The 22,216-nt window shown below is 43.0% G+C and carries 22 protein-coding genes; 7 read left to right on the forward strand and 15 right to left on the reverse strand.

From position 1 onward, the window contains the following. Positions 1-60 precede the first annotated feature (60 nt). On the reverse strand, positions 61-1,266 hold the full coding sequence (pncB, locus tag JFY49_RS15630) for a nicotinate phosphoribosyltransferase (RefSeq protein ID WP_200223376.1): 1,206 nt from the start codon (positions 1,264-1,266) through the stop codon (positions 61-63). Positions 1,267-1,624: 358 nt separating this feature from the next. Between pncB and dtd the strand changes: the two genes are divergently transcribed. Continuing rightward, positions 1,625-2,065 carry a D-aminoacyl-tRNA deacylase gene (gene dtd / locus JFY49_RS15635; protein WP_180043156.1) on the forward strand — a complete coding sequence of 147 codons (441 nt, stop codon included), beginning with the start codon at positions 1,625-1,627 and terminating at the stop codon, positions 2,063-2,065. A 55-nt stretch (positions 2,066-2,120) separates the two neighbouring features. Here dtd and JFY49_RS15640 read toward each other — a convergent pair whose 3' ends face one another. The 4 genes from JFY49_RS15640 to serB all read right to left on the reverse strand — a co-directional run bounded on the left by JFY49_RS15640 (position 2,121) and on the right by serB (position 5,301). Further along, positions 2,121-2,627, reverse strand: coding sequence for a hypothetical protein (locus JFY49_RS15640; protein ID WP_180081286.1), 507 nt, complete (start codon positions 2,625-2,627; stop codon positions 2,121-2,123). A 66-nt stretch (positions 2,628-2,693) separates the two neighbouring features. Continuing rightward, positions 2,694-3,173 (reverse strand): SCP2 sterol-binding domain-containing protein, encoded by a 480-nt coding sequence (locus JFY49_RS15645; RefSeq protein ID WP_180043154.1) that lies wholly within the window; start codon positions 3,171-3,173, stop codon positions 2,694-2,696. 148 nt (positions 3,174-3,321) lie between these two features. Continuing rightward, a complete protein-coding gene (gene aciT, locus JFY49_RS15650) occupies positions 3,322-3,657 on the reverse strand; it encodes an AciT family ciprofloxacin tolerance protein (RefSeq protein WP_086196574.1) in 336 nt (111 codons plus the stop codon). Between the two features lie 423 nt (positions 3,658-4,080). After that, positions 4,081-5,301: a phosphoserine phosphatase SerB gene (serB, locus tag JFY49_RS15655; protein ID WP_086196575.1), complete on the reverse strand. Its 1,221-nt coding sequence runs from the start codon at positions 5,299-5,301 to the stop codon at positions 4,081-4,083. A 77-nt stretch (positions 5,302-5,378) separates the two neighbouring features. On the opposite strand from serB, the gene JFY49_RS15660 reads away from it, so the two are divergent. Continuing rightward, complete coding sequence (locus JFY49_RS15660) at positions 5,379-6,632, forward strand: hypothetical protein (protein WP_200224894.1); 1,254 nt, start codon at positions 5,379-5,381, stop codon at positions 6,630-6,632. 95 nt (positions 6,633-6,727) lie between these two features. Here the strand turns inward: JFY49_RS15660 and JFY49_RS15665 are convergent, their stop codons facing one another. The 3 genes from JFY49_RS15665 to mhpT form a co-directional block, all read right to left on the reverse strand. Then, on the reverse strand, positions 6,728-7,672 hold the full coding sequence (locus tag JFY49_RS15665; protein ID WP_200223377.1) for a bile acid:sodium symporter family protein: 945 nt from the start codon (positions 7,670-7,672) through the stop codon (positions 6,728-6,730). Positions 7,673-7,769: 97 nt separating this feature from the next. After that, positions 7,770-8,405, reverse strand: a complete 636-nt coding sequence (pncA, locus tag JFY49_RS15670; RefSeq protein ID WP_180043173.1) for a bifunctional nicotinamidase/pyrazinamidase — start codon at positions 8,403-8,405, stop codon at positions 7,770-7,772. A 283-nt stretch (positions 8,406-8,688) separates the two neighbouring features. Beyond that, positions 8,689-9,894: a 3-(3-hydroxy-phenyl)propionate transporter MhpT gene (mhpT, locus tag JFY49_RS15675; RefSeq protein ID WP_086196577.1), complete on the reverse strand. Its 1,206-nt coding sequence runs from the start codon at positions 9,892-9,894 to the stop codon at positions 8,689-8,691. A 722-nt stretch (positions 9,895-10,616) separates the two neighbouring features. Between mhpT and dapA the strand changes: the two genes are divergently transcribed. From dapA to purC, 3 genes are read left to right on the forward strand one after another with little or no spacing between them, the layout of a single operon-like run. Beyond that, positions 10,617-11,516, forward strand: coding sequence for a 4-hydroxy-tetrahydrodipicolinate synthase (gene dapA / locus JFY49_RS15680; RefSeq protein ID WP_086196578.1), 900 nt, complete (start codon positions 10,617-10,619; stop codon positions 11,514-11,516). Between the two features lie 13 nt (positions 11,517-11,529). After that, entirely contained in the window at positions 11,530-12,135 is a 606-nt protein-coding gene (locus tag JFY49_RS15685; RefSeq protein ID WP_180043150.1) for a lipoprotein-34 precursor (NlpB), read from the forward strand. A 36-nt stretch (positions 12,136-12,171) separates the two neighbouring features. Next, positions 12,172-12,891, forward strand: a complete 720-nt coding sequence (gene purC / locus JFY49_RS15690) for a phosphoribosylaminoimidazolesuccinocarboxamide synthase (RefSeq protein ID WP_086196580.1) — start codon at positions 12,172-12,174, stop codon at positions 12,889-12,891. A gap of 341 nt (positions 12,892-13,232) precedes the next feature. On the opposite strand, the gene JFY49_RS15695 is transcribed toward purC, so the two are convergent. Further along, positions 13,233-14,507 (reverse strand): replication-associated recombination protein A, encoded by a 1,275-nt coding sequence (locus JFY49_RS15695; RefSeq protein WP_180043149.1) that lies wholly within the window; start codon positions 14,505-14,507, stop codon positions 13,233-13,235. 158 nt (positions 14,508-14,665) lie between these two features. Next, complete coding sequence (locus tag JFY49_RS15700; protein ID WP_086196582.1) at positions 14,666-15,118, reverse strand: YcgN family cysteine cluster protein; 453 nt, start codon at positions 15,116-15,118, stop codon at positions 14,666-14,668. Positions 15,119-15,310: 192 nt separating this feature from the next. On the opposite strand from JFY49_RS15700, the gene JFY49_RS15705 reads away from it, so the two are divergent. Next, the gene (locus tag JFY49_RS15705; protein WP_180043148.1) at positions 15,311-15,469 is read left to right on the forward strand and encodes a DUF1328 domain-containing protein; all 159 of its coding nucleotides are present in this window, start codon (positions 15,311-15,313) and stop codon (positions 15,467-15,469) included. Positions 15,470-15,649: 180 nt separating this feature from the next. Here JFY49_RS15705 and murJ read toward each other — a convergent pair whose 3' ends face one another. Continuing rightward, the gene (murJ, locus tag JFY49_RS15710; protein ID WP_200223378.1) at positions 15,650-17,200 is read right to left on the reverse strand and encodes a murein biosynthesis integral membrane protein MurJ; all 1,551 of its coding nucleotides are present in this window, start codon (positions 17,198-17,200) and stop codon (positions 15,650-15,652) included. Between the two features lie 75 nt (positions 17,201-17,275). Next, positions 17,276-17,851, reverse strand: a complete 576-nt coding sequence (gene ampD / locus JFY49_RS15715; RefSeq protein WP_086196584.1) for a 1,6-anhydro-N-acetylmuramyl-L-alanine amidase AmpD — start codon at positions 17,849-17,851, stop codon at positions 17,276-17,278. 175 nt (positions 17,852-18,026) lie between these two features. Here ampD and nadC point away from each other — a divergent pair, with 175 nt between their 5' ends. Next, positions 18,027-18,872 carry a carboxylating nicotinate-nucleotide diphosphorylase gene (gene nadC, locus JFY49_RS15720; RefSeq protein WP_200223379.1) on the forward strand — a complete coding sequence of 282 codons (846 nt, stop codon included), beginning with the start codon at positions 18,027-18,029 and terminating at the stop codon, positions 18,870-18,872. Between the two features lie 90 nt (positions 18,873-18,962). Here the strand turns inward: nadC and rph are convergent, their stop codons facing one another. From rph to JFY49_RS15735, 3 genes are all read right to left on the reverse strand, one after another. Continuing rightward, positions 18,963-19,679: a ribonuclease PH gene (rph, locus tag JFY49_RS15725; RefSeq protein ID WP_166170535.1), complete on the reverse strand. Its 717-nt coding sequence runs from the start codon at positions 19,677-19,679 to the stop codon at positions 18,963-18,965. A 174-nt stretch (positions 19,680-19,853) separates the two neighbouring features. Beyond that, positions 19,854-20,999 carry a fatty acid desaturase family protein gene (locus tag JFY49_RS15730; protein ID WP_413784586.1) on the reverse strand — a complete coding sequence of 382 codons (1,146 nt, stop codon included), beginning with the start codon at positions 20,997-20,999 and terminating at the stop codon, positions 19,854-19,856. Between the two features lie 83 nt (positions 21,000-21,082). Then, positions 21,083-22,105, reverse strand: coding sequence for a ferredoxin reductase (locus JFY49_RS15735; RefSeq protein WP_200223380.1), 1,023 nt, complete (start codon positions 22,103-22,105; stop codon positions 21,083-21,085). Between the last annotated feature and the right edge of the window lie 111 nt (positions 22,106-22,216).

Genomic DNA, 22,216 nt, shown 5'->3' on the forward strand with positions numbered 1-22,216 from the left:
TTCACTATTATGCTGATTTTTTGCATTGGTTTAGCAAAAAATCAGCTATAGCCATCATGATTATTCTGTTTCGCTGAGATTAAATACCTGACGTAAATAGGCCAGGAAGGTATCGTTATCGGTCATGGTTTTTCCTGGACTGTCGGAAATTTTTGCTACCGATTGACCATTGCATTCCACCAGTTTTAACACAATATTGAGTGGGGTTTGTCCCAAGTCATTGGTTAAATTGGTGCCTATACCAAAGCTGACCTGAAAACGGTCTTTAAAGTATTGATGCAAGCCCCAGGCTTTTTCCAGATTCAGCCCATCACTAAAGGTCAGCATCTTGGTTTTGCTGTCAATTTTTAATTTTTTATAATGTGCGTAGGCTTTATCACCCCATGCATAGGGATCGCCACTATCATGACGCAAACCGTCAAACAGTTTGGCAAAATACAAATCGAAATCACGCAGAAATGCATCCATCCCCACCACATCGGTCAGGGCAATCCCTAAATCACCACGATATTCCTGCACCCAGGTTTCCAGTGCCGCTTTCTGAAAATCGCGTAAACGCACATCCAAAGCCTGAAAAGCCTGTAAAAACTCATGCGCCATGGTTCCGATCGGAGTAATTCCCAATTCTTTCGCAATCAACACATTGCTGGTGCCACGGAAAATATTCGGTGAGGCTTGGTTAAATACTTCAATCACATGCTTTTGCCATGCAAAGCTATAACGACGACGCGTACCAAAGTCAGACACCAAGAAAGGTGGTTCATGAGGCTTCAGTTCTTTTTCATAATGCTTTAACAGTTCGACTTTGGCTTGCAAACGGCGTTCACCTTCTGCCAAAACTTCATCACTGCGAATACGCATGAAATACAGTTCATTGACAATGGCCAGAACAAAAATTTCAAACATCATGGCCTGAACCATCGGGCCTTCAATCCAGATGTCCAGACGGCCTTGTTCATCAATGCTGGCTTTAATAAAACGACGTTTCAGCTGGAACAGTTCCAGATAATCGACGAAGTCACTTTTGATAAAACGTAAACTGCGCAGATAAAGCAGCTCATCTTCTTTAAACTTAAGCTGGCATAAATAGTCGAGTTGCTGATTCAAATCGTCCAGAATATCCGTCAGCGGATAAACGGTATCCTCTAAATTACGGCAACGGAAATGATAAACACTGTGCGTTTGAGGAAATTTATGCAATACCACCTGCAACATGGTGAATTTGTACAAGTCGGTATCAAGCAAAGATTGAATGATTGGAGCCATATCTAATGAAATTTCGCTGTGCTGACTGCATTAAAACACACTTTTTATCTTGATATTGCTAGTTTTGCGTACAGCTGGACCCGTCAAGGCAATAGAGTCACAGATAAACCTCAGTGTTATTCCGTAATAGAGCTGTATTTTATTTCCTGTGAGCGGCCTTGAGTCACGACTCTCACATTTGCATCTTCATATCCAGTTTCATTAAAGTCTGCTTGGATTCATTCATGTCAAGATAGAGCAAAATATCTTTAACCAAACCTGATGATTCTGTTGAGATATTGTGTGTATTTTAAAGCTTAAATTTCTGCCTGTTTGTTACAATGCTGCGGATAAATTGAAGATTTAAATTGGTTAAGTTATGCGTGCATTATTGCAACGGGTTCTAGAAGCAAAGGTTGTGGTGGATGGTGAAACCACTGGGCAAATTGAAAAAGGCATTTTGGTTTTTCTGGGATTAGCTAAAGAAGACAATCTGGAAAAAGGCAAAAAGCTGATCGACAAGATATTGAAATACCGTTTTTTTGATGATGAACAGGGCAAAATGGGCTGGAATGTGGCTCAGGCCGGTGGTGGAGTATTATTGGTTTCGCAATTTACCTTGATGGCACAAACGCAAAAAGGTTTACGTCCGGACTTTGGTCCAGCCATGCCACCGGGTGAGGCAAAAGCTTTATATGAAGCCTTGGTCGACTATGCAAAATCTCAATTTAAAAATGTGCAAACGGGTATTTTTGCCGCCGACATGAAAGTACATCTGGTCAATGATGGTCCGGTGACCTTTAATCTGGAAGTTGAATAAGGCGACAATATTGCCATCACAAAAAAGCCCTCGATTGAGGGCTTTTTTATTCTAATTAAAGAGTTGTAAGATATTTTGCGCGGTCCATCACATCTGTAGGAATGTCTTGAACTAACATCACTGTTAATGATTGCTGACCTTTAACTTTTGCTGATTGTTGAGTTTCTAAAACTGCATTTACATCTTTTGGAGACAATGTATACATTGCTCCAGTAGCTGGATCAATAATCAGAAGACCAAGTAAACCACCAAAGATAATATTACCTATATACCAGCCATTTACACTTGCAGTTACTTGAATTTTTTTAGTTTGGAAACCTTCTTTTGAGAAAGCAACTTCATATCCTGCTGGTTTAAAGAAACCATTACCACGTTTTAAAGTCACAGTAGCAGGAGTCGAGCCAGTATGAATCTTTTCACCTGATTTATTTGTAATAGTGATGTTGGCTGACTCTGGTACTGATTTAAAAGTCAAAGTCTGTGTTGAACCAGAAAAAATACTCGCACAACCAGTAAAAGTCATTGACGCTGCAATTACTGAAGCTGTTAAAATTTTCTTCATAAAAATACCCCCTATATAAGCGGGGGTATTATTAATAGGAAAACTATATTTTTCAATTAATCTTAATTATTTACCAGTCTTTTCACGAATAAATGAACGTACCAGTTTCACTTTTTCTTGTACCGGTTTTGGTAATTTTGGCGGAATCAGTTTGGCAACCTTGTTAAACCAGACCAAAAGGCCAAAATCGCCTTCCATTTTAATCGTGCCATTTTGCATGCCGGTCATGAAAGCGCTTGGATCACCTTTCATTAAGGTTTTTACGCCCTGTTCACTGTCTGCGAACTGCAAAATGAAGTCCGCTTTTTCTGCATCGCCTGCTACTGTGTCAATTTGCCCATTATTTACAATAATTTGACGTGCAAAGCCCAGATCAGTGCCAATTTGGATACGGAATTGACGTTCATGAACCAGTTCAATAAATTTTGGACTGGTACGCGCCAACTGTTTCATACGCAAAGCTAAGCCCGCAACTAACAAATCAAGCGGATCCGTGCTTACATCGACCAGTGGTAATTTTACGACAGGAATCGAAGATAGTTTCATGACATTTAAGCCTATTGTAATTGTTGGAAAATTGACGACTTATCCTACCATAAGTTGGGTTTTTTGAAGTAAGGCTTTGTATAACAATAATCAATAAAAAAAGATGTGCCGCAGCACATCTTTTTTTATTGATTATCAGTTTTTCAAATTAACGGCTTGAGTAGTGTTGCTGCTCATCATCATAGACTGGTGTATGTTCAATATAGCGACGTTTGGCTAAAGCGCGTTCTGCACGACGATCTTCGCGGATTAACAGCAGGGTTAAAATCCCCATGACCGACATTAACGCCGTCAGGTAGCTGTATCCCATCGGTAAATCAAACGCCAGTTGAGTACTAAAGCGAATGGCTTCAATCAAGCCCCAAAACAGCATACCTGCAAACATAAAGCTTAACAAACGACGATAAGGCGAGAAGAAAACAGCTATCAAAGCAGCGGCAATCAAGCTTAAGCCTATGATGGTTGCTAAATTCGCTGTAACCATAAAAACCTCCGTCCTATAAAGGATGTTGACACTTTTATATGGGTCTAAATCAAATCCCCGATAGCGTGAATAAATGCTGAAATATATTTATATCAATTTCTATGCAAGCATTATGCGGAGTTTTTTGAAGAAAAAAAGTCTTGTGTTTTCAGCAAGCGACATACCTTGTCGCAATATTATTTTGTCATTACATTTTTTTATTTTTAACTTTTTCTGGAAATAAGATGGGCTCGGACTTGCCGTGTCATTACAAAAAAATAATGTATTAAAAGCATTAAAAAAATATTTTTTACCAATGGATAGATTGGTGTTTTGATCGGCAATTTAAGCCAACCGCTCATCGTAATTTCACTATTTTGGCCACAAAAAAACGCGACATTAATGTCGCGTTTTGTCAATAACATCCACCGTTAGACTGATCCATTAGGCACGGCTCAGGTCTTTATCATGTACACCTAGAAGATATAACACCCCATCCAGACCCACACTTGAAATCGCCTGATTGGCATTCTGGCGAACCAGAGGTTTGGCGCGGAAAGCCACCCCTAAACCGGCAATCGACAGCATTGGCAAGTCATTGGCACCATCACCCACGGCAATGGCCTGTTCCAGTGAAATATCCATTTTGTCTGCCAATTCACGCAGCAACAAGGCTTTGCGAGCGCCATCTACAATGTGACCCTTGACTTCACCTGTGACCACGCCATCTTCCACATCCAGAATATTGGCATGGACTTCATCAATCCCCAATTTTTCTTGCAGGTATTCGGCAAAATACTGGAAACCACCGGAAAGAATTGCAGTTCTATAGCCCAACGCTTTCAAGGTTGAAATCAGGCGCTCTGCCCCTTCAGTCACGGTCAGACGCTCGGCAATTTTAGGTAAAACAGAGGCATCCATACCTTTGAGCAAAGCGACACGGGCGCGGAAACTTTGCTGGAAGTCCAGTTCACCTTGCATGGCACGTTCAGTGATTTCAGCCACTTGCTCACCGACACCGGCTTCAATGGCCAACTCATCAATCACTTCCTGTTCAATCAGGGTCGAGTCCATATCGAAGCAGACCAGACGGCGATTACGACGGTAAGCATTATCTTCTTGAACCGCAACATCGACACTCAGTTCACTGGATAAACGCAAGCAGGCGGCACGCATGGCAGTAGCATCGAGCATTTGTCCTTTGAGGCCAAATTGTACGCAAGAGCGTTTTGGTCCTTCAACTGTGCCGGTAAGTTCCGGGCGGCCCGATAAACGGGTCACGGTTTCAATATTAAAACCCTGGTTAGAGACGATCTGGGTCACGGCCTGCAAATGTGAGGCGGTCAATTCAGGTGCCAGTGCCGTCACGATATAACGGGTCTGCCCACCTTCACTCACCCATTGATCATATTCTGATGTAGAGATTGGTTTAAAGCGCACTGTTAAGCCAATATCATGTGCTAGAATCAGAATCTCCTTCATGGCTAATGCTGTAGCAGTTTGGTCATCTGACGAAACAACAATACCTAAAGTCAGTTGGTTGTGGATGACGGCTTGTCCAACGTCCAAAATTTGTAACGAATGTACGGACAATACCTGCATTAATCGTGTAAATTGATTAGGCTGGTCGGGTCCCAAAAATGATATAAGAATGATTTCTCGCATGAATTGACTCGGATCTGAGCTACAACTATTGCTAGAATCATAATCGAATTTGAACATAAATGCCTTGGAAGTTTACGTTGAATGCGCCTAGACAAGGGCTATTTGCTAGCCTACTGATTGTAAGTTTTGCTTTTCACACCTTTTTACTGGTACTTGCGACGACGCATCAGCTGAATGCTAACCGCGCCAGTCAGGGACAGCTGATGACCTCACAACTGGTCACAGACAGCCTGTCCGAGCTGGAACCGGCCAATACGGTGTCATTGGCTTTACTGGCCGACCGTTATGCAACCAACCCGAGTGTGGCTTCTATCCGTATTTTGGATGCGAACAATCAGGTACTGGCAACAGGCGGTTTAACCAAAACACGCCAAGGCGAAGTGTTTGTTCGTGAAGCATTGCAAAATGAAAAGAAAGTGGGCAGTATTGAAATTACCCTCATTCAACCCAGTATCGGGGAAATTTTACGTACTCAATGGCTGGCCATTTTATTATCGCTGCTGATTCATGGCTTGTTATGGTTGGCCTACCGTGCCATTGCCCGTCCAAGCCGTACCGAATATCTGGCACGTATCAATAATGAATCACGCCTCAAACATGAAATTCAAACCCTGACTCAGGCTTTGGAACAAGAACAGCACAATGCCGCAGTCGCAATTGCCCAGGCACAGAACAATGCTCAGGCCAAAGCTAAAATCAAAGAATCGAAACCTGTGGTACTGGATGACAAGTGTATTGCCTTAAATATCCAGTTTTATGACCCTAAACAGCTGATGGATTCGGTCAATAAAACCGTTTCCATCCCCTATTTCAATCTATGCCAGATTTTCCTGAATAAAACCACTGAACTGTGTGTGCAACACTACAAGTTAAACAGTTCAGACATCACCACGGTGCATAAATTTGATGAACATGGCGCAACCATTAGCATGATGGTAGAAACACCCAATGCAGTGCCTTGCCTGGTGATGATCAGTACCGTGTTCCAGCTCTTGTCCGATGTGCTGTACAAACGTTATCGTGAAGAAAAACGTTTTGTGTTGCAGACCCGCAGTGCCATTTCCAGCCACATTGAGGCCATGCAGCTCAGCCCTGTCCAGGCAGCAGAACGTCTGGTACAACAATTGACTGCCAAGGAAAGTGCTATTCACTTACCGAATGAGTTGCTCAAGCAGATCTCGGATTGTTACCAGCTGGTTAGCCTGCCGAATCCAACCAATGTACTGACCCGTCATGCCTTTATGATGAACGGGATGGACAGCGAAGTGGCGGAACTGGCACAAACCTTTAGAACCGAAATCTTAAAAGCCAAACAATCCAAGGCCTCTTAAACTTAAGGTATAAAAAAACCGAGCTGAACTCCTCGGTTTTTTTATCTCTAGGATTCTGTGCTGAAGTACAACTGTGCTCAACAGAGATATCTTGATCATTCTTCTATTTTATCTGTCCTGCTTGCCCAATAACTCGCTAATGCTGGACCTGAAATATTATGCCATAAACTAAAAATGGCACTCGGCACCGCAGTTAGTGGTGAGGCAGCAAAATGCACTGCTGCTAAAGCCACGCCTAAACCCGAGTTTTGCATGCCGACTTCTACCGCAACGGCTTTACAGTCTGCATAAGGTAATTTAAACAAACGGCTTGCCCAGAAACCCAGCAGATAGCCCAGACCATTGTGCAAAGCCACAACCCCTAGAATCAATAAACCAGATTGCAAAATTTGTGTCTTACTTCCTGCAATAATTGCCGCCACAATGGCCACAATCGCCAGCACTGAAATCAAGGGCATCACCTGAATATAAGAGTCCACTTTTGACTTCAGTACCGCCCGAATCATTAAACCCAGAATAATTGGAAACAATACCACCTGAATAATCGAACCCAGCATCGAGAGGGCATTAATTTCAATCCACTGGCTAGCCAGAAAATAAAAAATTGCCGGAGTTAATACAGGCGCTAAAAGAGTCGAAACCGAAGTACAGGCAACCGATAACGCAGTATTGCCTTTAGCCATATAGGTAATCACATTGGATGCTGTGCCGCCCGGGCAACAGCCGACCAGAATTACCCCGATAGCAATTTCAGGGGGTAACTGAAACAGCTGGCATAAGCCATAAGCGAGTCCCGGCATCACCACAAATTGTGCGACCACACCAATCCCCACGGCTTTGGGACTTTGCACTACTCCTTTAAAATCATCCACGGTCATGGTCATGCCCATACCGAACATGATGATTCCCAGCATCCAGGTAATATAGGCTTTAAGCCAGATAAAGGCTTCCGGAAAAATTAAAGCAATAGCGGCAAATAGCACTACCCACAGGGCAAAGGTTTTCTGAATAAATTGGGTCAAGCGCAAAAAAGCAGACATACAATACATCCAATATTTATGCTGTTCTGATCTGGAGAGCAGGTTGTACCATATCTATTCAGCAAAACAGCAACTTTATTCAGCTTGATCCTGTTTTTTAGGAGATATGGCGTTGAACAATATCCTTCATCAAAATACGCTTGACCCCTGCTGCAAGCATGTCTTGCCAGGCATGCTGTAATGACCCGTGTAAATCGATACCTTTGGTGGCATCGGAAATCACATAGCTTTTAAAGCCCAGTTTACAGGCATCTATTGCGGTCCAAGCCACACAAAAATCTGTGGCAATGCCGACAATAAAAACCGTATCAATGCCACGTTCTTTTAAATAGCCAGCCAAACCGGTTGTGGTTTTTTGATCTGCTTCCAGAAAAGCTGAATAGCTGTCGATATGGGCATGTGCACCCTTACGGATGACCAGTTGGGCAGTCGGTAAATGCAGATCCGGATGAAGTTCTGCATCAGCAGTGCCTTGCACACAATGACTTGGCCACAGGACTTGCGAGCCATAATCTAGCTGAATCATCTCAAAAGGTGTTTTACCAGAATGATTCTCGGCAAAGGAAATGTGATTTTCTGGATGCCAATCCTGGGTAATCACAATATTGTCAAAATGCAGCCCCAACTGGTTGATGTTCGGAATAATCTGATCAGCATTGGCCACAGCCAAATTGCCTCCCGGCGTAAATCCTCGTTGCACATCCACCACAATCAAAGCCGCATTCTGCATTATTTTCATCCCTTGAAATATCAATTTACGCCCAAGCATAGCGCAAAATAGTAGAGGATTTTTAGCGCTGCCGATAAAAATAGAATGACTGTTCATTCGGATTAATCTTGGAATCAGTTCCATATCTGTATTATTTTGCAATGCATAATAAATTAGGAAATCGCTTTGATTTCATCGCAAATGATAAGCAAAAACAGAAAATTCCCCCTATCAATACCATGATGATTTTTTAAATTCTGAGCATTAAAAAAGCCTGCAAATGCAGGCTTTTTTAATCTTTTCAGTATTACACCTTGGTGCGGTTCACCAGGATCAACATACATACTGCAGAGATAATGATACATGGAATCGCTGCAGTAATAACGCCTGCTGCACCGAAACCTGCAGTCAGTAACTGACCTGCAATCACAGGGCCAAGCATTGCACCGATACGGCCTACTGCAGAAGCAACACCTACACCGGTACCACGTACTTCGGTCGGATACACGATACTACCGAAAGCATACAGTACACCCTGACAGCCAATCACGAAGGCACCTGCCAATGCTGCAGCCATATACATCTGGCTCAGCGAGCTTGCACCGTTCAATGCCAATAGGCCTGCCAAAATACCACCGTACATCAACACAATCACGTAGGCTTTTTTCCAGCGGTCAGTCAACATACCCAAAATTACAGTACCAATCGTTGCAGTGACCATAAAGTAGAACTGTGCAGTTGAACCGTCTTTGCGGGTGAAGCCCAGCTCCATAAACAATGATGGTAACCAGCTCAGCATGATGTAAACCACCATCAGCGTGAAGAAGTAGCTGACCCAGATGCACAGGGTACGTAACAGGTTATTCGAGTTAAACAGATCCTTGAATGAACCTTGTGGAGCAGCGGCAAGTTCAGCTGCAGTTTTGTTCTGTGCTTTCAGGTATTCTTTCGACTCAGGCAGGAACAGCATCATCAGTGGAATCACGAAAATCGGTAATAAACCGCCCAGGTAGAATACATTCTTCCAGTTGGCACCGAATTCAGTTGCGGCAATTAACGACAGAATCGCAGCACCGACCGGCATACCACAGTACATCAGGCCCACGGCACGACCACGGTTTTTTGGCGATACAGCTTCAGAAGCCAGCGTGATCAGAATTGGCATGGCACCACCCAGACCGGCACCCGCCAGGAAACGCACAGCCAGCAACGTGTTAAAGCTGTTTACCCAAACTGTACATAAAGTAAATGCGGCAAACACTGCTGTCGACCAGATCAGGACTTTCTTACGACCAATACGATCTGCAAATCGACCGCCGACCAGTGCACCAGGCAGTAAGCCTAAAATCCCTGCACTGAAAAACACACCCAATTGCGAGCTGTCAAGACCAAAATGCTCACGAATACCCGCGGCTGCAATACCTGCGGCCTGAATATCCAGGCCCTCGATCACCGCGATCAGAAAACAGATCGCTACTGTGATGACCGCGTGCTTGTTATCTGATTTTTCCATTGGAATATCCTTGTTTCAATCAGCGTTGTTCATAATAAAGTCGCAATCATCTATGAGACTGGCAGCATAATTAACTACCAATAAGTTGAATAATTTACAGTTTATTAACAAAAATACTGGATATTTAAAGTTTTTCAGTACCAAATACACATAGTCGCAAAAACACTTAATCCGCTTAATCCGTACAAGAAAAATTCACATGATCTTGATAAATTCGATTCTAAAAATCATCCTGTGCGAAAAAAGTTAAAATTGAGTAATAGTTTTTATTAATTATTCTTCTAGTTTTTAATGATCATTTTGATAAATTAACTGTCTGGTTTATATAGCTTTAAAGTCTATACTGATTCTTATTAAATCTTAAATTCTGATGTTTTTACCCGGAATTATTGAGTTGATTGGGCCCAGCGCAGTTTTTTAAAATAAAAGTAAGTATTTTCACAGTCAAAAAATTGATCTTAAAGGATTAAAAACAGATTAGAATTTCAGGACACATCCTTTTAAAAAAATTACCCTGGTTATATTTGTGCTGTTTTTCACTTGCTTTTCATAAAGTTTTTAGATGGTTTGACTAAAGCATATTGTTCTTCACCGCTTGTTCGTTCATAATTTGCATAAGCATTATTCAATTGGCTTGAATTTGCTATAAATCAAAATACGTAACCATCCACATCTCTGTTTTTCTACCCCAGTTGGATGGCCAAATAGGATAATTTTTTAAAATGACTCAGCAAGCACAGATCATTCAAGGTTCAATTGTCGCAATCGTCACCCCGATGTTTGAAGATGGCAGCGTAGATTGGAAGGGTCTAGAAAAGCTGGTTGAGTGGCATATAGAACAAGGCACCAACAGTATTGTGGCTGTAGGGACCACAGGTGAAGCATCGACTCTAAGCATGGCTGAACATACCCGCGTGATTAAAGAAATCATCCGTGTAGCCAACAAACGCATTCCTATTATTGCCGGTACCGGTGCAAACTCGACTCATGAAGCCATTGAGCTCACCAGAGAAGCAAAAGAGCTCGGTGCAGATGCCGCATTACTGGTTACGCCTTATTACAACAAGCCTACACAGGAAGGTTTATATCAGCACTACAAAGCGATTGCTGAAGCTGTTGATTTGCCTCAAATTCTGTATAACGTCCCAGGACGTACCGGCGTGGACATGCTTAACGAAACCGTGATCCGTCTGGCCGATATTCCGCAAATTGTCGGTATTAAAGATGCCACTGGGGATGTAGCGCGTGGGAAAGAACTCATCGAAGGATTAGCCGGCAAAGACATGACGGTTTATTCTGGCGATGATGCGACTGCATACCAATTAATGGGACTTGGCGCTAAAGGCAACATTTCTGTCACTGCCAATGTCGCACCGAAGGAAATGAGCCTGATCTGTGCTGCAGCACTCGCAGGTGATGCAGAAGGTGCTGAAGCTTTAAATAATAAAGTTGCAAATTTACACAATATTTTATTTTGTGAATCTAACCCAATTCCTGTGAAATGGGCACTCCATGAAATGGGCTTAATTGGTACCGGTATTCGCTTACCATTAACTCCTCTTGCAGAACAATATCGTACCCCGTTGCGTGAAGCACTCAGCGCTGCGGGTGTCATTAAATAAAGAGCACAACACTATGCAATTACGTTTCGGTTTAACCCTTGCACTTTCGGCATTCAGTTTAGCGGGTTGTAGTTCCATGGGAATCAGCAATGGTTCACTGGACTATAAAAATACAACAACCCTTGAACCTGTGAAATATCCGGAAGGTTCAATGGTTCGACCGGCAACGCCGTTGTATCCTGCCCCAACAATTGACCCGCTGGCGATTGAGCATGCACCCAAGCTTGAAAACAAGCACGGTAACCGCTTTGCTCTACCCCGTCCCGACAAGGCGCAAAGCAATAGCGCTGCCGATGCTCAACAAGACAGCACAAATATCGGTCGTCCACAGCTGGTTCGTGATGGAAACCAAAATCCACTGCTCAAAATAGACGGAAATTCTGCTACAATCTGGCAGTACACACTTGCCACCCTCAGTAGCCTCAACCATAGCATTGTTGGTCAAAGTAAAAATCGTTACGAAGTAACCATTAAGATTGACCAGCAGATTTATGTATTAAGACTGACCTCTGTAGGCACAAGTAACAACTTAGCTGTATTCAATGCCGATAACAGCTTTGCAGACCAAGAAAAAGCTGCAGAACTGTTAACCCAGATTTACCAAAATTGGCCAGCCTAGTCGTACTAGGCATTTTTTTTTGAAAAAGGTTCCCCCATGTTGAAACAAACCTTGCTCTATACTGGTAAAGCGAAATCTGTTTATGAAACAGATAGTGCAGATCACCTTATCCTAGTTTTCCGTGACGATGCTTCTGCATTTAACGGCGAAAAAATCGAACAGCTGGATCGTAAAGGCAAGGTGAACAACCGTTTTAACGCCTTCATCATGGAAAAATTGGCTGCTGCTGGCATTGAAACTCACTTTGAAAAACTTCTTTCTCCAACTGAAGTTTTAGTGAAAAAATTGAAAATGGTTCCAGTTGAATGTGTAATCCGTAACTATGCTGCCGGTTCTTTATGCCGTCGTTTAGGCGTAGAAGAAGGTAAAGAACTGGTTCCACCTACTTTCGAATTGTTCTTCAAAGATGATGCGCTTGGCGATCCAATGGTGAACGAATCTCAAGCGATTGCTTTAGGTTGGGCAACTGCTGAACAGTTGGCACAGATGAAAGAACTCACTTACAAAGTGAACGAAGTGCTTAAAGGCTTGTTCGATGCAGGTAACATGTTACTTGTAGACTTCAAACTTGAATTCGGTGTATTCCACGACCGTATCGTACTGGGTGATGAATTCTCTCCAGACGGTTGCCGTCTATGGGACAAAGACACCAAGAAAAAACTCGACAAAGACCGTTTCCGTCAAGGTTTAGGCGGTGTTGTTGAAGCTTATGAAGAAGTTGCTGCACGTTTAGGTATCGACCTTTCTGATATCTAATTCGTTCATCGAATTTCAAAAACCGGGCTAAACAGCCCGGTTTTTTATATCTCCAAAAATCGAAAAAACAGATTTAATTAATAAAAATGATCGTTTTTACAATATTGGTTTTTTTACTTAATATATCTTATATACCGGGCAGCAAGAAGTTGAAGTCAATGACTTTATAAGCTCCTGCTGACCGACCAAAATTTTTAGTTTACCCTCTAGGATGTATCTCCCCTAAGACATCCTATTTTCAGCCCAATCCGTCCTATGGATTGGGCTTTTTTTTACGTTTTTTCATCTGAAAAAACTTAGCATGAAAGAAAATGCCTCAGCGCCTGGAATCATCTTGACTGTTATTGCTGTTGTTGCTGTTGCATCCAGCGACGCTGTTGCAGTTTTTCTCCTTCCACTTCGCGCTTGTTCCGTGCAGATTCGTATAGCTTGGTGCCTTTTAATTCAGGTGGCATATACTCTTGCAGAACGAAATGCTCTGGATAATTATGCGGATAGAGATAATTCACACCATAGCCCTGCTCTTTCATGAGCTTGGTTGGTGCATTGCGTAAATGTAGCGGCACAGGCAAGTTTGCAGTTTTTTCAGCCAGGTCGAGTGCCTTATTAATAGCAAGATAAGTGCTGTTACTTTTGGCACTGGTCGCCAAATACACTGCACATTGACCGAGAATAATACGACACTCCGGCATGCCCACAGCCTGTACCGAACGGAAACATTCGCCTGCCAGAAGCAAGGCATTCGGATTGGAATTGCCAATATCTTCCGAAGCGGCAATCAGCATACGACGGGCAATAAACACCGGATCTTCGCCGCCTTTTAGCATGCGCGCCATCCAGTACAGCGCTGCATCCGGATCACTGCCGCGGATGGATTTAATAAAGGCAGAGACCAGGTCATAGTGCTGCTCACCCGATTTGTCATAACGGGCAATATTCTGCTGCGCCACCTTGACCACAATGGCATTGGTGATGATATTTTCCAGTTCCGGTTCAAAAGTACTGGCAATTAAATCTAGAAGATTAAGCGCCTTACGTGCATCTCCAGCCGCAAATTGCAGTAATGCTTCGTATTCTTCAATTTGGATATAACGCTCTTTTAAAAAGGCATCCTGCTGTATGGCATTATTCAATAAAGTTCGAATTGACTCATCATCCAGCGCATTTAAGGTATACACCTGACAACGCGATAACAAGGCATTGTTCACTTCAAAAGAGGGATTTTCTGTGGTTGCTCCAATTAAGGTAATTTTGCCTTTTTCTACTGCATTCAATAAGGCATCTTGCTGTGACTTGTTAAAACGGTGAATTTCATCAATAAACACGACCGGGGTCAATAAATCGCCACTTTCGGCAATCACTTCACGCAGTTCTTTTACTCCGGTATTGAGCGCCGATAAACTGATAAAGGGCCGATCCACGGCTTGAGCCAAAAGCAAAGCAATGGTGGTTTTTCCAACGCCTGGTGGCCCCCAAAAAATGATGGAAGGTAAATGGCCCTGATCAATCATTTGACGTAAGGGGGCACCTGCTCCCAATAAATGATCTTGCCCGATAATTTCGGACAAATCACGCGGACGAAGTCGTTCAGGGAGTGGAATATGGCTCTCAGACATCTTGTTATTTCTTTACTGTACTTAAACTAAGTCTACTATGTAATTTTAATATCGCGCATTTCAAATGAGCCGATTTACAAAAAAATCGCTGTGTCAGGTCGGGGTGAGGATGAAATTTGCAAATTTTTTCAGCCAAAAATTATATGATGAACAGGAAATTAACGAACCCAGCGCACAATATATTCCTCAAGATCGTCTTCATTGACTTCTGTTTCGGAAATACAACGGCCTGCTGCCGATTTGCGCGCCTTGATCACACTGTCACGTGTTCCTGTATTTAAATAATGCCAGGCAGGTAGACTCTTGCCTTCTTTTAAACGGCGATAAGCACAGCTCGGCGGCAGCCAATGAATAGTGGCTAATTTTTCTGGTGTGAGTTGAATACAATCCGGCACATGGTCAAGTCGCTGCTCATAATTACTACAACGTGCAGTTTTGCAGTCTAAAAGTTTGCAAGCCACCTTGGTATAAGCGACTTCTTGCAGTTCTTCATCTTCTAATTTGATTAAACAGCAGAGACCGCAACCATCACATAATGCTTCCCATTCGGCAGGATTAAGTTCAGTTAGAGCATATTCTTTCCAAAATTGTGGGCGTAAGGATTCGGTCATAGCAAGGCAAAAATTAGCAAATGAAGCCTATTATAACCTGTGCATGATTACAGTCCATAAACGTGATTATTACTTTAAATCATCGATTTGCCGTCAAACTGAACATTTTTTAAACACAAGCATAACACTGCTGGAAATTTTCCGCCCCTATACTGAATCTACTTTGAAAATAACAACACATGGAGAAAGCTTATGTTCCGTTGGGCGATTATTTTTGCAGTGATTGCACTGATTGCAAGTCTACTAGGTTTTGCTGGCGTCGCAGGATTATCTAAAGATTTTGCGGTTATTTTACTCGTGGTTGCCGTTATTTTAGCAATCATCGGCTTCCTCTCCAGGGGAAGAGTTTAGTTGAATGAACTCCACTTAAAATATCTCACTTGATCAAAAAAAAGAGCCTATTCAGGCTCTTTTTTCATATCCGATTTTTTTGATTTAGCTTTCTATTATCTACCTAGCAAAAGAACCGAATCAAAAATTAAATATCTTTTTATCTAACTTATCTCGCCGTGTAGAGTTTTAAGATAAAAATTAAGGTCTTAAATGACGCGGTCTAAAGCCGGTTGCCAATAAACCAATCGCATAAGCCACCACACCAGCGATACATAAACCGATCACTTCCAGTATACGCATCCATTGTGATACATCTCCATTGTACCAACTCAATCCATACCACAGTGCAGCAATCATCGCGGCATTCGCCACTGCATATTGCAGGAACAGCTTTTTCCAGTGTCCAGCAAAGCGGAAAATATTGCGTTTATGCAGATAAAAATACAGCATGCCGGCATTGACCAAGGCCGAACCTGAAGAAGCCAGGGCCAAGGCCATATGTTCTGCATGCCAATCAATCAGTTTAAAGAAACCAATAAACACCACGTTTAAAATGGCATTCGCTGCCACGGCCATCAAGCCAACACGCACAGGTGTGCGGGTATCTTGCTGGGCATAAAAGCCCGGGGCAAAGACTTTAATCAGCATGAAGGAGATTACCCCGGCACTCATACATTGCAAGGCCAAAGCGGTCATCTGGGTATCTTGCAAGGTAAATTGCCCACGCTGGAACAAGGCCTGAATAATTGGAGTAGACAGCATAAATAAGGCGATGCTGGCAGGGATACCGACCAGCATGATTACTTTGGCAGCCCAGTCAATCATGCCACGGAACTTAACCTGATCCTGTTCGGCATGACGTGCAGACAGTGAAGGTAAAATTACCGTACCAATCGCCACACCGATCAACCCCAAAGGCAATTCCGTCATCCGCTCGGCACTGTATAACCACGATACCGAGCCATCCTGCATGAACGATGCCCAAATGGTGTTGAGCAATAGATTAATCTGGGTGACCGAAACACCAAACAGTGCCGGAAGCATCAATTTCATGATGCGTTCTACACCTTCATGTTTGAAATCCACTTTAGGCGGAATTAATAATTTTTTACGCCACAGCTCTGGAATCTGAATGACCAGCTGTAAAATACCGGCAATCACCACCGCCCAACCGAGTGCCATAATCGGTTCGGCCATATAGGGCGTTAGCCACCATGCGCCTGCAATCATGGTGATATTCAAGAGTACAGGCGAAAATGCCGGGGTTGAAAAAGAACCGTAACTGTTCAGGATACTGCTGGCAAAAGCCGTTAAAGACATAAACAGCAGATAAGGAATGGTCAGACGGAACATGTCTGTCGCCAGGGCAAATTTTTCCGGGTCGTCATGGAAACCGGGCGCATAGATATACAGCACCGCAGGTGCTGCCACCATGGCAATAAAGGTCAGGGTGGTCATAAAGGTGGCCAGACAGCCAAACACCCGGCTAATCAGGATTTGCACTTCGGCATGGGTTTTCGTGGTTTTATATTCGGTTAAAACCGGAATAAAAGCCTGTGAAAATGCCCCTTCGGCAAATAGGCGCCTGAAAAAGTTGGGAATACGAAAGGCCACCACAAAGGTATCGAAATCTTTACCTGCACCAAACACATTCAGCAACACCACATCTCGGACTAGGCCCAGCACCCGAGACAACATGGTCATTGTACTAACAATAAAGGTCGATCGCCAAAGCGCCATCGTAACCACCCAGTGAAAAAATTAAGTCGCTATTGTAATGAAACTCCACATGGAATTTCGTTGTTTAATCATAAAGCCCATTCATTATTGATGGATTTTATGCTGCTGCAATAAGGTTCTGAATTTGACCCAGTCAAAAAATGGGCCCGGATCGGTTTTACGTCCAGGCGCAATATCCGAGTGACCGGCCAAATGTTGTAAAATTTTGGGATAAGCCGCTTGCAATGCAGCCGTCACTTGCGCCAGCACTGCATATTGCACCTCATCAAAAGGCAAATCATCACTGCCTTCCAGTTCAATGCCAATGGAATAGTCATTACATTCTTTTTTGCCCAGGTAAATGGAACGTCCGGCATGCCAGGCCCGATCATTAAAATTGACAAATTGCAGCACTTCACCACTGCGTAAAATCAGCAGATGTGCAGAAACCTGCATGCCTTCAATGCTTTGAAAATAAGGATGCTCTGACCAGTCCAGCTGGTTCTGAAAAAACTGTTCAATATATCCCCCACCAAATTGTGACGGCGGCAGACTGATGTTATGCACCACAACCAGTTGAATTTCGGTATGTTCGGGACGTTGATTATAATTAGGGGAAGGTACTTGCCTGGCACCGATTAACTGACCGTCGATGACCTGAAAAAAGGGGGCCTGTTGCATAGTCCAATCCTGAGTCCTGTTCGCATAAACAGATGATTTTAGCGCAATCCTAAAACTTTAAACTTAAAATCTCAAATTCCGCAGCTAAAATCGCTGGAAAAAAACATTTCTTTTAAATGAACAGTGCTAAAATAACGCGCAATTTTCATGGGTTAAAAAAGATACGGGAATCCTTATGAGCATATCTCAATCCTTGCTTGAACAATCGATCCAAATCAACATTCAACAAGCATTACAAGAAGATATTGGCGAAGGTGATATCACTGCATTATTAACCCCTGAAGATGAACAGGCGACAGCAACCATTATTAGCCGTGAAGACATGGTGCTGGCCGGTCAGCCTTGGGTCAATGCACTGATTCCGGCTTATGATCCAAAGGTACAGGTCACCTGGCTAAAAAATGATGGCGACCGCGTACAAGCCAATGAAGCCTTTTTAAAACTGGCCGGTTCTGCACGCAGCCTGCTGACAGTGGAACGCCCTGCCCTCAACTTTGTGCAAACACTTTCTGCAGTTGCGACCAAAACCGCTTTATATGTCAAAGAACTGCAAGGCTTAAATACCAAATTGTTAGATACCCGTAAAACCTTGCCGGGCTTACGTATTGCACAAAAATATGCCGTGGCGATTGGTGGCGGTCAGAACCATCGTCTGGGTTTGTTTGATGCCTTTTTGATTAAAGAAAACCATATTATGGCAGCGGGCGGTATTGCACAGGCGATTAGCAAGGCACATAACATTGCACCGGGTAAACCTGTTGAAGTTGAAGTTGAAACCTGGGATGAACTAAACCAGGCTTTAGAAGCAAAAGCGGATATCGTGATGCTGGATAACTTCAGCCAGCAGCAAATGATTGATGCGGTGAAGCATGTTGCCGGTCGTTGCAAGCTGGAAGCATCGGGTAACATTACCATCGCAAACTTACGTGAAGTGGCAAGCTCAGGTGTGGACTATATTTCAATGGGTGTGTTAACCAAAGATGTGAAAGCAGTGGATTTATCCATGCGTTTTAATGCTTGATCTCCCCCTACTCAACTCAATAAAAATTGAGTCAATAAAAAACGCACCGATGGGTGCGTTTTTTATTGCTGAGATTGTTAAATTAACAACTTACCAGCCTAAAGCTTCTTGCTGTTTTTTAATGAGTTCTTGGATGCCTTTTTCTGCCAATTCAAGCATTTCGTTACATTGTGCACGGGTAAATGGCTTGTCTTCAGCAGTCCCCTGCAGCTCGATAAACTCGCCTGCTTGAGTCATCACTACGTTTAAATCAGTTTGGCAGTTTGAATCTTCTTCATAACACAAATCGAGCAAGGCTTTGTCTTGATACATACCGACAGAAATCGCAGCCACCAGACCTTTCAACGGATCGTGTTTAATTTTCTTGGTTTCAAGCAATACATTCATGGCATCGACTAAAGCCACTGCTGCACCAGTAATGGATGCTGTACGTGTACCACCATCAGCCTGAATCACATCACAGTCGATGGTAATGGTATTTTCACCCAGTTTTTTCAAGTCCACCATGGCACGCAGGCTACGACCAATCAGACGCTGGATTTCCTGAGTACGGCCACTTTGTTTACCACGCGCCGCTTCACGGTCACTACGGGTATGGGTAGAACGTGGCAACATGCCGTATTCTGCAGTCACCCAACCCTGTCCCTTACCTTTCAAGAAACGCGGGACTGAATTATCAATACTTGCAGTACAAAGAACTTTTGTATGACCAAATTCAATCAACACTGAGCCTTCCGCATAACGTGTATAGTTACGGGTAATTTTTACGTCACGTAATTGATCTAATGTACGTTGGTCGATACGCATAATGAGTCCTTAATTTCGGCTAAAATTCATTGCGGCCTAGTATAACAGAAGCATGCTCTCAGGTTTTGCCAAGAGATTCTCTATTGGCAAAAACCATCAAGCCCGGACGCATCCATTTTAGCTTGCATGAAATTTCCTACCCACCATGCATATCCTTAAGCTTGTTAGTGAAGTTTAAAAGCTCAATAAGTCTTTTAATTTCTGTTTGGATTGTTCAAGAGTTGAAGTCCATGAATTTGGCAATGAACATTTAGCCACACGTACCCAGACGCTAGCAAACTGTTTCATGAAACTGGCTTCATTATAGTGAATGCCATACTCTGCACATAAGGCACGGATTTTTGGTGCAGCTTCAGCATAACGGTTCGCTGGCATATCAGGGAATAAATGGTGTTCAATTTGATGACTCAAATTACCACTCAAAATATGCAGCCATTCTGTGCCGCTAAAATTACTCGATCCGCGAATTTGACGTAAATACCATTCGGCACGCGTTTCAGTGGCCGTATTGTCCGGTTCAAAGGTTTCAGCATCCTCAGTGAAATGTCCATTAAAAATCACTGCGGATGCCCAGAGGCTACGAATGACATTCGCCACTGCATTTCCGGCAAAAACAGGCAGTGCATTCGGACCTGCGATCAGAGGAAAAAAGACATAATCTTTGGCAATCTGACGGGTGGCTTTCTTGCGGAATTTTTCAGAATCTTTCCACACCTGTTTCCAGGTTTTGGTTTTATAGGCAATCGCATCTTCCAGATGTAAATTCTGTACGCCCACATACCATTCAAAAAACACCATCAGCTGAATAGTTAAAGGAATATTGAATAAAAAGCGCGGTTCCCATTTTTGCGCTTCACTGACCCGAATCAGGCCATAACCGACATCATGATCTTTACCGATAATATTGGTATAGGTGTGATGGATATAGTTATGCGTATGTTTCCAGTCATCGCCTGTCGCCATGGTGTCCCAGTCATAATTGGCGCCGTTTAACGTCGGATCATTCAGCCAGTCAAACTGACCATGCATCACGTTATGGCCCAGCTCCATATTTTCCACGATTTTGGAGATACCCAATAAACCGGTTCCCAATAACCAGACTGGTGGAATCCAGCCGCCAAACATCAACACGCTGCGTGAGGCAATTTCGCTATAACGGACAAAATCGCGGATTTTATAAATGTATTCGGCATCTTTTTCACCAATGCTGTCCATAATTTCACGGCGAATGGCATCGACCTTTTCACCAAATTCAGCAATTTGTTCAGCAGTTAAATATTTTGATTTACTGTTTTCTTGAAACTTTACTGACATATTCATTGTTTTTCTCCTGAGTGATCATCCAGCATGGCTTGTTTTAAAACAGGATCAATCACTGAAAGTTTTTGAATTTTTTTTAATGCTTACAGGTTAATAGTGACCGGACTCACGGCCTGGCTAATACACAATTTAATCTGGGTATTGCTATCGTGGTCGATTTCACCAGTGAGCAGGTTTTTGGTTGAACCACTGACTTTGGTACAGGTACAGGTATTGCAGATGCCCATACGGCAGCCATGTGCGGGTCTTAAGCCCGCCTGTTCAGCACTTTCCAGCAAATTGGTTTTGGCTTCAAACTCTTGTTGAGCGCGTAAGAAAATTACCGGTTGTACTACTGCATTTTCATCTACAACGACCTGAAAATATTCCTGTTTCAATTGATCAACGATGCCGAATTGTTGATAAATTTGGTTCAGGCTTTGCATCATGCCCTTGGCACCACAGGCATAACTTTGACGTTGCTGGAAATCCGGCACGGTACTTTCAAGTAGTTCCGCGGTTAAATGTTGCTTCTGTGCCAGAGTATTAAAATGATGATATTGAAACTGGGGATGCTGCTCGGCCAATCGCTGCAATTCGGCATCGAAGGCCTCATCACGGCTAAAATAAATCAGGTCAATCTGACTGACTTTTTGACGGATGGCCTGTTGCAATAAAGAATAAATCGCAGTGATACCACTGCCTGAAGCTAACAACAGAATAGGTTGTTGAGATGAACTTAATGTGAAATCACCCTGCACCTGAGAGCTTTCTACTACGCCACCTACGGGCAAATGGGTTAAAGCATTAGATACTTTGCCCTGACGTTTTACGGCAATCACCACGTTGCCGTTGGCAGTGATTTTGACAATCGAATAACTGCGTTGCTCACGCACACCTGCAATCACTACAGTCACTAAAATACTTTGTCCGGCATGAAAAGCATCAGCACGAAAATTATGATTCGGCTGCAACTCAATCTGATAAAAGTCTGAACTCAGCATCTGTACATCGACAATACTGGCTTTGACTTTTTTCCATGCCCAAACTGGATTGATTTTTTCAGCAATAAAATCGACGAAATCTTCTCGAATCCATTGCGGCTGATATTGCATGACATGACTCATATGACGTTCCTCTTTTATTGCTGGCTATTTATTTGAGTGAACAGGTGTTCTTATAGTGAACACATGTACACTATAATCATTTTTTAATTCAGTCAACATCCGTTCACTGAC

The sequence above is a fragment of the Acinetobacter sp. CS-2 genome (assembly GCF_016599715.1).
Taxonomy (GTDB): Bacteria; Pseudomonadota; Gammaproteobacteria; order Pseudomonadales; family Moraxellaceae; genus Acinetobacter.

Excerpts from the sequence above, each read along its gene's own strand:
- pncB (WP_200223376.1), bottom strand. The coding sequence starts at position 1,266 with ATGGCTCCAATCATTCAATCTTTGCTTGATACCGACTTGTACAAATTC.
- purC (WP_086196580.1), top strand. The coding sequence starts at position 12,172 with ATGTTGAAACAAACCTTGCTCTATACTGGTAAAGCGAAATCTGTTTAT.
- mhpT (WP_086196577.1), bottom strand. The coding sequence starts at position 9,894 with ATGGAAAAATCAGATAACAAGCACGCGGTCATCACAGTAGCGATCTGT.
- aciT (WP_086196574.1), bottom strand. The coding sequence starts at position 3,657 with ATGGTTACAGCGAATTTAGCAACCATCATAGGCTTAAGCTTGATTGCC.
- JFY49_RS15735 (WP_200223380.1), bottom strand. The coding sequence starts at position 22,105 with ATGAGTCATGTCATGCAATATCAGCCGCAATGGATTCGAGAAGATTTC.
- dapA (WP_086196578.1), top strand. The coding sequence starts at position 10,617 with ATGACTCAGCAAGCACAGATCATTCAAGGTTCAATTGTCGCAATCGTC.
- JFY49_RS15705 (WP_180043148.1), top strand. The coding sequence starts at position 15,311 with ATGTTCCGTTGGGCGATTATTTTTGCAGTGATTGCACTGATTGCAAGT.
- serB (WP_086196575.1), bottom strand. The coding sequence starts at position 5,301 with ATGCGAGAAATCATTCTTATATCATTTTTGGGACCCGACCAGCCTAAT.
- nadC (WP_200223379.1), top strand. The coding sequence starts at position 18,027 with ATGAGCATATCTCAATCCTTGCTTGAACAATCGATCCAAATCAACATT.
- JFY49_RS15730 (WP_413784586.1), bottom strand. The coding sequence starts at position 20,999 with ATGAATATGTCAGTAAAGTTTCAAGAAAACAGTAAATCAAAATATTTA.
- JFY49_RS15685 (WP_180043150.1), top strand. The coding sequence starts at position 11,530 with ATGCAATTACGTTTCGGTTTAACCCTTGCACTTTCGGCATTCAGTTTA.
- dtd (WP_180043156.1), top strand. The coding sequence starts at position 1,625 with ATGCGTGCATTATTGCAACGGGTTCTAGAAGCAAAGGTTGTGGTGGAT.
- JFY49_RS15700 (WP_086196582.1), bottom strand. The coding sequence starts at position 15,118 with ATGACCGAATCCTTACGCCCACAATTTTGGAAAGAATATGCTCTAACT.
- JFY49_RS15640 (WP_180081286.1), bottom strand. The coding sequence starts at position 2,627 with ATGAAGAAAATTTTAACAGCTTCAGTAATTGCAGCGTCAATGACTTTT.
- JFY49_RS15645 (WP_180043154.1), bottom strand. The coding sequence starts at position 3,173 with ATGAAACTATCTTCGATTCCTGTCGTAAAATTACCACTGGTCGATGTA.
- ampD (WP_086196584.1), bottom strand. The coding sequence starts at position 17,851 with ATGCAACAGGCCCCCTTTTTTCAGGTCATCGACGGTCAGTTAATCGGT.
- JFY49_RS15665 (WP_200223377.1), bottom strand. The coding sequence starts at position 7,672 with ATGTCTGCTTTTTTGCGCTTGACCCAATTTATTCAGAAAACCTTTGCC.
- JFY49_RS15695 (WP_180043149.1), bottom strand. The coding sequence starts at position 14,507 with ATGTCTGAGAGCCATATTCCACTCCCTGAACGACTTCGTCCGCGTGAT.
- rph (WP_166170535.1), bottom strand. The coding sequence starts at position 19,679 with ATGCGTATCGACCAACGTACATTAGATCAATTACGTGACGTAAAAATT.